At 52.7% G+C, this 14,079-nt stretch carries 10 protein-coding genes; 7 read left to right on the plus strand and 3 right to left on the minus strand.

Annotated elements, in window-relative coordinates; translation table 11 throughout:
- Nucleotides 1–155: 155 nt before the first annotated feature.
- The 7 genes from OEL83_20225 (at nt 156) to OEL83_20255 (ending at nt 9,004) form a co-directional block, all read left to right on the plus strand.
- Nucleotides 156–1,526, plus strand: coding sequence for a sigma-54 dependent transcriptional regulator (locus tag OEL83_20225; protein ID MDK9709372.1), 1,371 nt, complete (start codon nt 156–158; stop codon nt 1,524–1,526).
- 225 nt (nt 1,527–1,751) lie between these two features.
- Nucleotides 1,752–2,342 carry a nucleotide exchange factor GrpE gene (locus OEL83_20230; GenBank protein ID MDK9709373.1) on the plus strand — a complete coding sequence of 197 codons (591 nt, stop codon included), beginning with the start codon at nt 1,752–1,754 and terminating at the stop codon, nt 2,340–2,342.
- A 169-nt stretch (nt 2,343–2,511) separates the two neighbouring features.
- Nucleotides 2,512–4,422 carry a molecular chaperone DnaK gene (dnaK, locus tag OEL83_20235; protein MDK9709374.1) on the plus strand — a complete coding sequence of 637 codons (1,911 nt, stop codon included), beginning with the start codon at nt 2,512–2,514 and terminating at the stop codon, nt 4,420–4,422.
- 148 nt (nt 4,423–4,570) lie between these two features.
- Entirely contained in the window at nt 4,571–5,536 is a 966-nt protein-coding gene (gene trpS / locus OEL83_20240) for a tryptophan--tRNA ligase (protein ID MDK9709375.1), read from the plus strand.
- Nucleotides 5,537–5,550: 14 nt separating this feature from the next.
- Complete coding sequence (locus tag OEL83_20245; protein ID MDK9709376.1) at nt 5,551–6,117, plus strand: HDIG domain-containing protein; 567 nt, start codon at nt 5,551–5,553, stop codon at nt 6,115–6,117.
- A 111-nt stretch (nt 6,118–6,228) separates the two neighbouring features.
- Complete coding sequence (locus OEL83_20250) at nt 6,229–7,131, plus strand: metallophosphoesterase (protein MDK9709377.1); 903 nt, start codon at nt 6,229–6,231, stop codon at nt 7,129–7,131.
- 184 nt (nt 7,132–7,315) lie between these two features.
- Entirely contained in the window at nt 7,316–9,004 is a 1,689-nt protein-coding gene (locus OEL83_20255) for a methyl-accepting chemotaxis protein (GenBank protein ID MDK9709378.1), read from the plus strand.
- On the opposite strand, the gene OEL83_20260 is transcribed toward OEL83_20255, so the two are convergent.
- The 3 genes from OEL83_20260 to OEL83_20270 all read right to left on the minus strand — a co-directional run bounded on the left by OEL83_20260 (nt 9,001) and on the right by OEL83_20270 (nt 14,049).
- Nucleotides 9,001–9,630: a YrbL family protein gene (locus OEL83_20260; protein MDK9709379.1), complete on the minus strand. Its 630-nt coding sequence runs from the start codon at nt 9,628–9,630 to the stop codon at nt 9,001–9,003. The genes OEL83_20255 and OEL83_20260 overlap by 4 nt on opposite strands.
- Before the next feature lie 102 nt (nt 9,631–9,732).
- The gene (locus OEL83_20265) at nt 9,733–12,870 is read right to left on the minus strand and encodes an efflux RND transporter permease subunit (protein ID MDK9709380.1); all 3,138 of its coding nucleotides are present in this window, start codon (nt 12,868–12,870) and stop codon (nt 9,733–9,735) included.
- 3 nt (nt 12,871–12,873) lie between these two features.
- Nucleotides 12,874–14,049: an efflux RND transporter periplasmic adaptor subunit gene (locus OEL83_20270; GenBank protein MDK9709381.1), complete on the minus strand. Its 1,176-nt coding sequence runs from the start codon at nt 14,047–14,049 to the stop codon at nt 12,874–12,876.
- Nucleotides 14,050–14,079 lie beyond the last annotated feature (30 nt).

The following is a 14,079-nucleotide window of genomic DNA, read 5'->3' on the forward strand; positions in this document are numbered from 1 at the left end:
TTAGAATATTTTTGTGAGTGCGGTTTTTGCCGCTAGGATATTGGTTTCGTTTGCGCCTATAAGCCGCTCAACTCAGCTTTATACCACAAGGGCATACGTTTCGTTTGAGCAGACGAGCTGCTCAACGCAGCTTTAACGACAGGAAAAGGCATCCGGTGGCACAGAAAAAGGAGCAAATAACCATTCTGGTGGTCGACGACGATCAGGTGCACCGCTTCACCCTATGCTCTCTTATCAAGGAGTGGGGCTGGCGTTGCGTTGAGGCCGATGACGGGGTGACGGCGGTGGCAGCCGTCAGCAAACATCCATACGACGCCGTGCTCATGGATGTGCGAATGGCGAAGATGGACGGCCGCGAGGCCTTTACCCGGATTCAGGCACTGCAACCGTCCCTGCCGGTGATTATTATGACCGCCTATTCCTCTGTCGACGATGCGGTGGAGGCAATTCAGCAGGGAGCCCACGATTATCTCACCAAGCCCCTCGATTTCGATCGCTTGCGCCTCGCTTTGATGCGGGCGGTGGACCATCAGCAGGTGGTGAGCAGGAAGCAGTTGCCGGCTGCCGAACGGAAGACGCTGGAGACGGCGATTATCGGTACCTCCCCGCCGATGCAGGAGTTGCTGGAGATGGTCGGCTATGTGGCACCGACCGAGGCGACTGTTCTCATCTCCGGCGAATCGGGCACCGGCAAGGAGCTGGTGGCGGAAGCGCTGTACCGCAACAGCGAACGGCGGAGTAAGCCCTTTATCAAGGTCAATTGCGCAGCACTCGCCGAAGGCCTGCTCGAATCGGAACTTTTTGGCCATGAAAAAGGCGCCTTCACCGGTGCCGAAAGGCGGCGGGACGGCAAGTTCGTCCAGGCCGATGGCGGCACCCTCTTTCTTGACGAGATCGGCGAGACCTCTCAGGCAATGCAGGTCAAACTGCTGCGGGTTCTTCAGGAACATGAGCTGCAGCGGGTGGGCGGCGAGGAAACCATCAAGGTCGACGTGCGGATCATCGCCGCCACCAACCGCAATCTTGAGGAGGAGGTCAGTCGCAATGCCTTTCGCGAGGATCTCTACTACAGGCTGAACGTGGTTATGATTACCGTGCCGCCGCTTCGCGATCGTGGTGCCGATATCCCTCTTTTGGTCGAACACTTTGCCCGGAAATTTGCTGAGAAAAACCGCCGCGTTCTTGACCGGATCACCACTGATTGCATGGATTTGTTGATCAGCTATCCCTGGCCGGGAAATGTCCGGGAGTTGGAAAATGCCATCGAGCGCGGCATCATTCTCATGCGCGGCACCGAGCTGACCGAAAACAGTTTGCCGCTCTCTGTTCAAAAATATGCGGCACAACATCAGGATAAGCCGGTTTCAACGGAAGATGGCGAAGCTGGCTCGCTGTTTGCGGTGGAACGGCAGCTTATCCTCAAGACCCTCGAAGAATCCGGCGGCAATAAAAGCGAGGCGGCCAGACGACTTGGCATTACCCGCAAGACCTTATTCAATAAGCTGAACAGGTACGAGACCGGCTAAAGTCCATTGTCGCTGCATTCTCTCCCCAATGCCCAGCAGTTGTTCCCTCCTCCCGTCGTTTACTTTGAATTTATTATATTTTTTGATGATTCTTGGCCAATGATTATTGGCCGATGGCTACTTGACAATAAAAAATCGGCTACTTATTGTTGGCGAAGGTTTGAGTTTTGCCGCGCCGGGCGCGTCCCGGAGCAAGAAATACGGAAAAGCAAAGAGAGAGGGAGAATGGTGAGCAAGGAGAAAATAATCGAAGAGCTTCAAGAAAATCCCGATGTTGTTGAGGGTGATAAGGACTCCGAGGCCCCCGAAGAAATTGCTGCCCAAGCACCACAGGCCGACCCTGAGAAGGAACTTCTCGACGCCAGGGAAGAACTCGCCGGTCTTCGTGACAGGGTGCTGAGGATGGCTGCCGATAACGAAAACTTTAAAAAACGGGTAGAAAGGGAGCGCCTGGCCGGCTTAAAATATGCCGGAGAGACGATCTTTCGAGAAATATTACCGGTGGTGGATAACCTGGAACGAGCTATCGGACCGGGTGCGGCCGGGGGTAGCGATGTGGAGAAGAATTTTTCCGCATTGTTGACCGGTGTCCAATTGACATTGAAAAGTCTGGTCACCACCCTGGAAAAATTTGAGGTCAAAGCGGTTGACAGTGTTGGTAAGCCCTTCGACCCGCAGCATCAGGAGGCCCTGACGATGGAGGCCAGCGACACGGTTCCGGCCAATCACGTCGTTCTTGAATATGAAAAGGGCTATTTTTACAAGGATCGACTGCTGAGGGCAGCCAAGGTGGTGGTCTCCGCCGGGCCAAAATGATTTATGCGTCTGGTTTCGACCGTCTAAAAGATCCGCAAATCCCTTGACAAACAGGGGAAAGTGACAACTTTACAGGAGGTTGCTACTGCCAAGGGCAGGGCAACTGACGAATAATTGAATAATGCTGGACGGATAATAATCCGCTGAGAACGATTTAAGGAGAGAGAAGATGGGCAAAATTATCGGAATTGACTTGGGAACCACCAACTCATGTGTGGCCATTATGGATGGAGGAGAACCTAAGGTAATTGCCAATGCCGAAGGGAACAGAACCACCCCGTCGGTCGTGGCCTTTACGGATAGTGACGAGCGTTTGGTTGGACAGATTGCTAAACGTCAGGCGGTAACCAACCCGACGCGGACACTGTATGCCATCAAGCGCCTTATCGGCCGGAAGTTCACCGATCAGGAGGTCAAAAGGTCCATTGACATCAGCCCGTTTAAGATCGTCGAGGGAACCCATGGCAGCGTCTCTGTTGATGTCAATGGCAAGGTATACCGGCCGGCGGAAATCTCGGCGATGGTTCTTGCCAAAATGAAGCAGACCGCCGAGGAATACCTGGGCGAAGAGGTTACCGATGCCGTGGTCACCGTGCCTGCCTATTTTAATGATTCCCAGCGTCAGGCGACAAAAGACGCCGGAAAAATTGCCGGTCTCAACGTGCTGCGCATCATCAACGAGCCGACTGCCGCCTCGCTTGCCTACGGTCTTGACAAGAAGGCGGAAGAGAAAATCGCCGTATACGATCTTGGCGGCGGTACCTTCGACGTCTCCATCCTGGAGATCGGTGACGGTGTCTTCGAGGTCAAGTCGACCAACGGCGATACCTTCCTCGGCGGTGAGGATTTCGATATGCGCATCGTCAACTGGCTGGCTGATGAGTTCAAACGCGAGCAAGGGATCGATCTGAGAAAAGATAAGATGGCCCTGCAGCGCCTGAAAGAAGAGGCGGAAAAGGCCAAAATGGAGCTTTCCACCACCAAGGAAACCGACATTAATCTGCCGTTCATCACCGCCGATGCCTCCGGCCCAAAACATCTCAACCTGAAATTGAGCCGTGCTAAACTGGAGAGCTTGGTTGAGGACCTGGTCGAACGGACCGTCGGCCCCTGCCGTACTGCCTTGAAGGATGCCGGTCTTTCCGCCTCTGACATCGACGAGGTCATTCTCGTTGGTGGCATGACCCGGATGCCGATGGTACAGGCAAAGGTTAAGGATATCTTTGGTAAGGAACCGCATAAGGGTGTCAATCCCGACGAGGTCGTAGCCATTGGCGCGGCCATCCAGGGCGGCGTTTTGCAGGGCGACGTCAAAGACGTACTGCTCCTTGATGTTACCCCACTTTCCCTCGGCATTGAGACCCTCGGTGGTGTAACCACCAAACTGATCGAGAAGAACACCACCGTTCCGACCAAGAAAAGCCAGGTGTTCTCAACGGCTGCCGACAATCAGCCGGCTGTTTCCATCCACGTCCTCCAGGGCGAACGGGAGATGGCCGCCGACAATAAGACCATCGGCCGTTTCGAACTGTCCGATATCCCCATGGCGCCGCGCGGTGTGCCGCAGATCGAGGTGACCTTTGATCTCGATGCCAACGGTATCCTCAGCGTTTCCGCCAAGGATCTTGGAACGGGCAAAGAGCAGTCGATTCGCATTACCGCCTCGTCAGGTCTTACCAAGGACGAGATTGAGCGGATGACCAAGGATGCCGAGCTGCATGCCGAGGAAGACAAGCGCCGCAAGGAGCTGGTCGAGACAAGGAATTCGGCGGATGCGATGATTCATGCAACAGAAAAAAGCTTGAAGGATCTCGGCGATAAGGTCGATGCGGCAACCAAGAGCAATGTCGAGAAAGAGATCGCCAATGTCAAGCAGGTCAAGGATGGCGACGATGTCGCGGCCATCAAGACGGCGGTCGAGGCATTGACCCAGGCCTCGCACAAGCTGGCCGAGCTCATGTATCAGCAGGCTGCCAAAGAGAATCCCGACGCTGCTGCCGGCGGGCCCGATGCCGGGGCGAAAGGCAAGAAGAAAAACGATGACGACGTGGTTGATGCCGACTTTGAAGAGGTGAAATAAACTCAGCGGCGACTGAATCGTTATTGAAATGGGGGAGTAGGGGGCGTCGTTTCCCTACTCCCCTTTTTTTTGTTTTTACAGTATGGTATCGGACTGAAAATTACCGGTCACTTTCGAACTTTCTTTATCCAACAACGGCAGGAAACGCATGAAAATATTATCAGGTATCCAACCCTCTGGCCAACTGCACATCGGCAACTACTTCGGTATGATGCAGACAATGATCGCTCATATGGAAAGCGATGAGCTGTATGTCTTTATCGTCGATCTTCACGCCCTCACCTCGGTCCGCGAGCGGGACCGGCTGGCGACGGGGACCCTCGAAGCCGCCGCTGATTTTCTGGCACTCGGCCTCGATCCTGACAAATGTATCTTCTGGGTGCAATCGGATGTTCCAGAGGTATGTGAACTTACTTGGGTTCTGTCGACAATTGCACCGATGGGTCTGATTGAACGCTGCCATTCCTACAAGGATAAGGTGGCCAAGGGTATTTCCGCCAGTCACGGGCTGTTCTCCTACCCGGTATTGATGGCTGCCGATATCCTGCTGTACCAGGCGGAGCAGGTACCGGTCGGCAAGGACCAGAAGCAACATCTGGAGGTGGCCCGTGATCTGGCCATCAAATTTAACAACGAATATGGCCAGACCTTCGTTGTCCCAGAACCGGCAATCAACGAATCGACGGCCATCGTTCCCGGTCTGGATGGCCAGAAAATGTCCAAATCCTACGGTAATACCATCCCCATCTTCATGGAGGGCAAGGAGCTGAAGAAAAGGGTCATGGCCATTGAAACCGATGCCACCCCTGTCGAGGCGCCAAAAAATCCAGCAACCTGCAACCTCTATAATATCATGAAACTCTTCGCTTCTCCCAGCCGCATGGAGGAGATTCATGGTCTCTACGTCAATGGTGGGGCTGCTTACGGCTATCTCAAGCTTGAATTACTCGACCTGCTGAATGATACCTTTGGCGTAGCCAGACAGAAAAAGGCCGAGTTGCTCGGCGACAAGACGATGCTTCGGGCAATCCTTGAAAAAGGTCGGGATAAAGCCCGGGAGAAGGCGGTGGTGACCCTGGATTTGGTGCGTGACCGAGTCGGACTGAAATATTAATGAGGGAGGCGCTCGTGACCTACGGCATTACCCGGGGCGAGGCCCTGGAACTGGTGCGCGGCACCTTGCAGAACATTCATTTGGTAAACCATTCGCTCGCCTCTGAGGCGGTTCTGCGGGCGGTTGCCTGCCGGCTCGGTTTCGATGAAGAAAAATGGGGGCTGGCCGGGTTGTTGCACGATCTCGACTCGGAAAGTCAGCCTGATCTTGCCACCCACACCAGAGAAACGGCGGCAATTCTCAGGGAGAAAGGTGTCGATGCGGAGATTGTCGAGGCGATCCGTCTCCACAATCTCACCGCCTGGCCAGGCGAGCGGCGGACAACTCCACTGCAATTTGCCCTGGCCGCCGGCGAGACGATTACTGGCTTGATCGTTGCTGCCGCTATGGTTGTTCCGGAGAGAAAACTGGCGGCGGTAAAGGCTAAATCGGTACAGAAGCGCTACAAGGAAAAGGCCTTTGCCCGTGGCGCCGATCGTGAAATAATCGCCGAATGCGAATTGCTGGGGGTTCCTTTGGCCGAGTTCTGCCAGTTGAGTCTCCTGGCGATGCAGGGAATTGCCAGGGATATCGGGCTATAAGAACCCTGGCACTTCCGGGATGGGCATTGGTTTTTTGGCCAAATTCCCCATAACCCTTCTCAAACATTGCTCATGAACCCTACAGAAATACGGAACGTACTCAGATCCTTATTGATTTCGGCAGCTCTTTTTCTGGCTCTTTCCGGCTGTGCCGGATACTCAGGTCAGTCCTCTGCCGAACCCTATCACCACCTTGTGGTCCTAGGAGACCCGCATCTTCCCGGACGGGATATAGAAAAGAAGGAGAAGGTGCGGGAAACCATCAACTCCTGGGAAGATGTCGAGATGGTTATTGCGGTAGGTGATATCTGCTCCTTTTTTGGCACGGATGATGAGTATCAGGCGGCAAGAGAGTATTTTGATAAGCTCCACGCCCCTCTTTTTCCCATAGCCGGCAATCACGATTATTTCTATGCCCATCCAGCCGATTCCGGTGGTCAGCTGGTCGCGGGGACAAGGGCCTGGCAAGAGGAACGGCTGGAAAAGTTTAAGAATACCTTTGGGCTGTCGAGCTATTATTACAGTCGGCATGTAGGGGACTATCTGCTCATATTCTTATCTGCTGATCATGCCGAGTTCCTCTCCGGATTGTCCGACCAGCAAATTGACTGGCTGCAGCAGGAACTCGCCAACAACAAACAAACACCGACCATCATCATGTTTCACGGCCCTTTGCAGAACACCCTGAGGCGTTATCGTCATTGGGTCAATACCCCGAGTTTTGTAGCCCAACCGGCAGAAACCCTGCACGCAATTCTCGAAGACAACCACCAGGTGTTTCTTTGGGTTTCCGGCCATGTCCATACCTCACCCCTTGAAGAAAGTTTTGCCTCGCCTATCAATCTCTATGCCGGTCGGGTTACCAATATCCATAATAAGGATATGAACCGCGGCACCATCTGGACCAACTCTCTCTATCTCTATCATGATAAGGTTGTGGTGAAAACTTATAATCATGAAGAAAAGCAGTATGTTCCGCATCTTGAACGGACATTTGTGCCGCCGGAGTTTTAAGGCTTACAGAAAATTCATCTTTTAAAAACCAGGAAGAGCAATCCCTGGGGGCAAAAATTTGACAAAGACTTGTTTTTGTCAGAAGATTGGCTTGGTGAGGGTTTCAGCCGAGACAAAGTGGGAGTTGTCGCAACCTCCTTTGCGGCTGAATATGATCTGACAACGCTAATCTGAAGGTGAATGTATGCAATTTCTTCGAAATCTCAGGATCAGGACCAAGATACTCTGCGGCTTTGCAACCCTCGTTGTCATTATGGTCGTTATCGGCTTTTCCTCCTATCGTGGGATGAAGCAGATCAAGGAGAGGCTCGACAATATCTTTCTGGTTCGTCTGCCCAGCATTGACTTTCTCATTGAAGCTGACCGTGATCTCCAGCAATTACTGGTGGCGGAGAGATCGATGGTCTTTATCGATCCGGCATCGGAGAAGTATAAAGGCTTTGTCGGCGAGTATACTAAAAATTATCAACAGTCCGATGAACGCTGGAATAAATTTAAGGCACTCGCCTCTACCGAAGAAGAGAAAAAAGTCATATCGATTTATGACCAGGCAAGGACCGATTGGACAGCCACCTCCCGCAAGGTCCTAGACGAGCTGCAAAAAAATACCGACGAAGCCCGAAAGAAGGCCATTGACCTGACCCTCGGTGAGGCAAGCAGCAAATTCGAACAGATGCGCGAGCAGCTCAATGTCCTGACGGAACTGAGTCTTACCAATGCTGAAAAAGCCAGTAAAGAGGCCACCGATACCTACCGCCTGGCAATGACTGTGCTCTTGGTCACCATCGGTGTTGGTATTGTACTTGGGGTGGTCCTGGCAGGGATTATCGGCTTTTCAATTTCCCATCCGATCAATGCTGCCATGGCAAGCCTCAAAGACATTGCAGAAGGGGAAGGCGATCTTACCAAGAGCCTGCCGGCCCAGAGCAAGGATGAGGTGGGTGAGTTGTCACGGTGGTTTAACATTTTCCTAGGTAAGCTTCAGGGGATGGTCAGTGAGATTGCCATCAACGCCAAGGTAGTTAACGAGTCATCCGGAAAACTTTTGGGTATTGCTTCAAATTTGGCCGAGAATGCCGGTGCTACCTCCGGCAAAGCCAGCAGTGTGGCCTCGGCGTCTGAAGAGATGACGGCGAATATGCAGACGGTCGCGACGACCATGGAAGAGACGACGAGCAATACCACGATGATGGCCGCGGCCGTGGAGGAGATGGCGGCAACTATCAACGAAATCGCTCAGAACTCCGAGAAGGCGCGGGCTATATCGTCAGCAGCCGTACAGCAGGCATCCGCCGCTTCGGGCAAGATGGCTGATTTGGGCAAGGCAGCCAATGCCATCAGCGCCGTAACCGAGACGATTACCGAAATTTCCGAACAGACCAATCTATTGGCCCTCAATGCCACCATTGAGGCGGCAAGAGCTGGCGAGGCAGGCAAGGGTTTTGCTGTAGTTGCCAACGAAATCAAGGAATTGGCTCGTCAGACAGCTGCCGCCACTGCCGAAATTAAGGGCAAGATTGAAGGTGTGCAGGGAACGACCGTGGAAACCATTGCCGAGATTGAATCAATCGCGTCAATTATCAATAATATTAATGAAATAATTGTTACTATCGCAACTGCTATCGAAGAACAATCGGTGGCCACAAATGAGATATCCAACAGCGTTACCCAGGCCTCGGACGGTATCGGAGAGGTTAATGTCAATATTGCCCAGGGTACGGCAGTCATTGAACAGATTAGCCGGGAGATTGCCGACGTGAACAGCTCGGCCGGTGAAATCTCGAACAACAGCCGGAATATTGAGAAAAGTGCCGACGAACTTCGGCAGTTGGCGGGAAAACTCAACGCCATAATTGGCCGGTTCAAATATTAAGGCGTATTCTCAGTGGCGTTGCGTTGTTTTTGGCTTGCAAAGGCCTGTGCCAATAAGGGGTTGGTTTCGACATAGTATCGCCACTTTTTCTTGATCAACTGATGGGCGAAGGAGCGCAGATGGTCGGCCAGTTTAATGAAATGGGGGTTGCCGATGCCGTCAATGATCACCAGTTTCGGCTTTCCCGGAAAAGGATACTGGACAACCAGGTTGTGCGGGGCCGGGTCGCAGATAATGATCTGGTGAGAAAGAAGGTGTTGCAGCAGTGCTTGCAGGAGATGAAAGATTTCTTCAGGTGCAAGGCATGGCGACGCCTGGCCGGTAGCATGCATGGAGAGGGGTTGCGAGCAAGATCCGGTATGGTCACAAATCAGATCGAAGATGGCGCCGCGTCCAAGATTGGTTGAGCACCAGCCATGGAAACGGGTGAGGTGCTCAAAGGGTTTGCCCTGACGCTCGTATCGGCGCAGATACCTGATTTCCCGTTTGACGGAACGTTGTCTCCTCGGGTTATGGATGATCTTGATGCACCGGTCGTCACTGTGTGGATGGCGGTAAACATGGCGGACCCCACCGCTGCCGATCAGGAGACTGTGGTCGAGATAGAGAATGTTTCTTTCTTTCACATCATGACAACTGGTTAAGGAATTTAGCCCTAGTACCTCGTAAAGGCCTGGCTCAGGAGAATGCAGTTTAGTGACTGCATTCTCCTTGAGGAGGTCTCATCATCACTCTGCAGCAATTGTCGTAGCAGGAATCTTACCGCGACGCCTGGTAAACAGCCGGATCACCACAACAAAAAACAGCGGAATAAAAAAGATGGCGAGAGCGGTCGCAGACAGCATGCCGCCTAAAACACCGGTGCCAATGGCGTGTCGGCTGTTGACACCGGCGCCGGTGCTGATGGCGAGAGGGAGAACGCCAAGCATGAAGGCAAGGGAGGTCATCAAAATGGGACGAAGACGTTGCCTGCAGGCCTTGACGGTGGCCTCAACCAGATCTTTGCCCTTATCATAACGCCTTTTGGCGAACTCTACGATGAGGATGGCGTTTTTCGCTGAAAGTCCGATAGTGGTCAATAGACCGACCTGAAAATACACGTCATTCTCAAGCCCCCGGGTATAGGTGGCGAGCAGGGCGCCGAGGACACCAATGGGTACCGCCAGCATGACCGAGAAGGGGACAGACCAGCTTTCATAAAGGGCGGCAAGCGACAGAAAAACCACCAGCAATGAAATGGCGTACAGGCCTGGAGCCTGGGTACCGGCCTGGACTTCCTGGAAAGATGCCCCAGTCCATTCGTAGCCGATACCGACTGGCAACTTCGCGACCATTTGATCGATCAACTGCATGGCATAACCACTGGATTTGCCAGGTGCGGCCTCGCCGACGATCTCAAAGGCTGGATTACCGTTATAGCGCTCAAGCCGCGGCGAACCGTAGGTCCACTTGCCTTTAGTGAAGGTTGAAAAGGGAACCATTGCTCCTTTGGTGTTACGGACATACCACAGACCAAGATCCTCTGGCTGCATGCGGAAGGGGGCATCAGCCTGCAGGTACACCTTCTTTACCCGACCCTGATGCAGGAAGTCATTTACATAACTTGAGCCCCAGGCGATGGAAAGAGTGGCGTTGAGATCAGCAATGCCAACACCCTGGGCCATGGCCTTTTCATAATCGATATCGACGTTGTACTGGGGGGTATCCTCCATGCCGTTGGGTCTGACCCGGGTGAGTTCTGGGTTTTTGGCGGCCATGCCCAGCAGTTGATTTCGCGCCTCGAGGAGTTTTTCGTGCCCCAAGCCTCCACGATCCTGAAGGAAAAAGTTGAAGCCGGTAGAGGATCCGAGGGCTGGGATAGCCGGGATATTAAAGGCGAAAACCATTGCCTCCTTAATCTGCGAAAAGCTGCCCATAGCCCGGCCGATAATTGCCTTTACCGATTGTTGGGGCTCAGGTCGTTCTTTCCAATCCCGCAATTGAGCAAAGACCATACCAATGTTTTGACTCTGTCCGGCAAAACTAAAACCGGCAACGGCAAAGGCGGATTTTACATTGGCGGCTTCCTTGGTGAGGTAGTGGTCTCGAACCGTATTCAAAACCTTTTGGGTGCGTTCCAAGGTGGCGCCGGCGGGGAGCTGTACCATGGTGAGGAAGACACCTTGGTCTTCCTCAGGGATAAAGGAGGTCGGCAGTTTGGTGAAAAAGAAGGTCATACCACCGATCAACAGGAGATAGACAATAGTAAATCTACCAGTTCTCTTAAGGACATAGGTAACACCACCTCGATACCTGTCGGCATTTCGCTCAAAAAAACGGTTGAACCAGCCGAAGAAGCCGCGCTTTTGCAGGTGTTCCCCTTTATGAACCGGTTTTAGAAGGGTAGCGCAGAGGGCAGGGGTAAGGATTAAAGCCACAAGTACAGAAAGAATCATGGCGGAAACGATAGTCAGCGAGAACTGCCGATAAATAGCCCCGGTGGAACCACCTATGAAGGCCATCGGTACAAAGACAGCGGAGAGAACCAGGGCAATCCCGACAAGGGCACCGGTGATCTGGTCCATGGACTTGCGAGTCGCTTCCAGGGGCGAAAGGCCTTCTTCGGCCATGATTCGTTCGACATTTTCAACAACGACAATGGCATCGTCGACGAGAAGGCCGATGGCAAGCACCAGGCCGAACATGGTCATGGTGTTGATCGAGTAACCAAACACTGCCATAACACCAAATGTGCCGAGCAGGACAACGGGCACTGCGATGGTGGGGATGAGGGTTGCCCGGAAATTCTGGAGGAAAAGGTACATGACCAGAAAAACCAGGATGATTGCCTCAATAAGGGTTTTCACTACCTCCTGGATCGATATTTTGATAAATGTTGTGGTATCATATGGATACACTACTTTTACCCCTGCTGGGAAGTAGGGTTCGAGCTGGGCGATTTTCGCCTTCACCGCTTCGGCAGTGGCCAAGGCATTGGCTCCGGTGGCAAGCATAATCGCCATACCGGCAGCAGGTTGATTATTAAACGTGCTGATTGCAGAGTAATTTTCGGCACCAATCTCGACCCGAGCGACGTCCTTTAAGCGAATCTGGGCGCCATCAGGTTTGACCTTGAGAAGGATCTCGGAAAATTCCTCCGGGGAGCTCATCATGGTCTTGGCCATCATTGTGGCACTGACCTGCTGACCGGCGACAGAGGGAGCGCCGCCAAGATTGCCGACAGCAACTTGATGGTTCTGGGCTTTAATAGCACTGGCAATATCACTTGGTGTCAACTGGTAACTCTGCAGTTTGTTGGGATCAAGCCATATACGCATGGCATACTGGCTGCCGAAGACCTGTATACTGCCGACTCCGGGTGTCCTGCTGAGTGGGTCACGCAGGGTGGTGACCATATAATCGCCCAGGTCAAAATTGACCATACTGCCGTCAGTGGAAATCAAACCAACGATCATCAAAAAGGTTGAATTTGACTTGTTGACCTGAATGCCTTCCTGCTGCACCTCTTGCGGCAGGAGTGCCATGGCCTGTTGCAGCTTGTTCTGTACCTGTACCTGAGCGATATCGGGATTGGTTCCGGCCTCAAAAGATAAGGTGATCGTGACATTGCCCGAGGAGGAGCTTTCCGATTTCATATAGAGAAAATGGTCCAGACCGGACATGCTCTGTTCGATGATCTGGGTAACACTGTTCTCAATGGTTTGAGCGGAAGCGCCGGGATATTTGGTGGTTATTCGAACCGATGGCGGGGCGATTTCCGGATATTGGGATACCGGCAGCTTGGTAACCGAAAGGGCTCCAGCGAGCATTATAACAATGGCGATAACCCACGCAAAAATAGGGCGATCGATGAAAAATCTAGCCATAGCTTATTCCACCTTCTTTGCAGGGGACTGTCCAGCCGGTGATGATTGCGCCTGGGAATCAGATACGGCCGTGACAACCTTCACCGGTGCTCCTGCTTTGATTTTTTGTAGACCAGCGGTGATGAGTTGCTCGCCATCCACCAGACCCTTTGTTATCACGATCTGATCTTCGACATTTTGTCCGGTTTCAACCAGACGAGCTTCGACAATCGACTGGCTGTTCACCAGCATAACCATGGCCTGTCCCCGGTTATTGCGGACAATACTGGATTGTGGAACCAGGATAGTTTTGAGGGGTTGATCAGATGTCAGCCTGGCGCGGACGAACATGCCTGGCAGCAGTTCATGTTTCGGGTTATCGATGATTGCACGTATGGTCACGGTACCCGTTGATTGATCAACTGAAACATCAGAAAACTCAAGGACACCGGGTTCACTGTAAACCGAATTATCGTCAAGGACGACTCTGACCTCGGTTTTGGCAATTTCAGCCCTTTCGATGGTTTTTGATAAAAGCTTTCTTTTCAGTTCCATGAGTTCGTTGGAAGATTGGCTGACATCGACATAGAGACGATCGACTTGCTGAATGGTTGCAAGGGCGGTTGCCTGCTGTGCTGTGACGAGGGCTCCTTCGGAAACGAGAGATTTGCCAATGCGACCGGCAATCGGTGCCACCACACGGGTATACTCGAGATTGATTTTGGCATTTTGCACGGCAGCCTTCGCTGCTGCCACCTCTGCTAAAGTCTGTTTCCAGCTGGCTTCGGTGTCTATTTGTTCCTGCTCACTTACCGCTTTGTTGCGAGCAAGGGTCATGTACCGGGTAGATCGCAACCTGGCTGAATATTCCACCGCTTCAGACTTCGCCAATGCGGCTTCGGCGCTGGCCAGTGTTGCCTGGTAGGTCGCCGCATCAATCTGATATAATAACTCTCCGGCTTTTACAACACTGCCTTCGGTGAACAAACGTTTCTGAACGATGCCGCTCACTTGTGGCCGAACCTCAGCGATCCGGTAGGCTGCTGTTCGCCCTGGTAGTTCAACAGTAAGAGAAGTTGGGTTTGAAGTAACTGTGATGGTATTGACTTCAAATACCGCCGCGCCTGATTGACTGGGGGGAGGGGTTTGTTTGGAGTCCTTGCAAGAAAAGAGGAAAAGCCCCACTGTAACGGCAAGCACCGATGACAAGAATTTATTTGTATGAGTTTC

It is taken from the genome of Desulforhopalus sp., assembly GCA_030247675.1.
Taxonomy (GTDB): Bacteria; Desulfobacterota; Desulfobulbia; order Desulfobulbales; family Desulfocapsaceae; genus Desulforhopalus_A.

Excerpts from the sequence above, each read along its gene's own strand:
- OEL83_20230 (MDK9709373.1), top strand. The coding sequence starts at position 1,752 with ATGGTGAGCAAGGAGAAAATAATCGAAGAGCTTCAAGAAAATCCCGAT.
- dnaK (MDK9709374.1), top strand. The coding sequence starts at position 2,512 with ATGGGCAAAATTATCGGAATTGACTTGGGAACCACCAACTCATGTGTG.
- trpS (MDK9709375.1), top strand. The coding sequence starts at position 4,571 with ATGAAAATATTATCAGGTATCCAACCCTCTGGCCAACTGCACATCGGC.
- OEL83_20255 (MDK9709378.1), top strand. The coding sequence starts at position 7,316 with ATGCAATTTCTTCGAAATCTCAGGATCAGGACCAAGATACTCTGCGGC.
- OEL83_20265 (MDK9709380.1), bottom strand. The coding sequence starts at position 12,870 with ATGGCTAGATTTTTCATCGATCGCCCTATTTTTGCGTGGGTTATCGCC.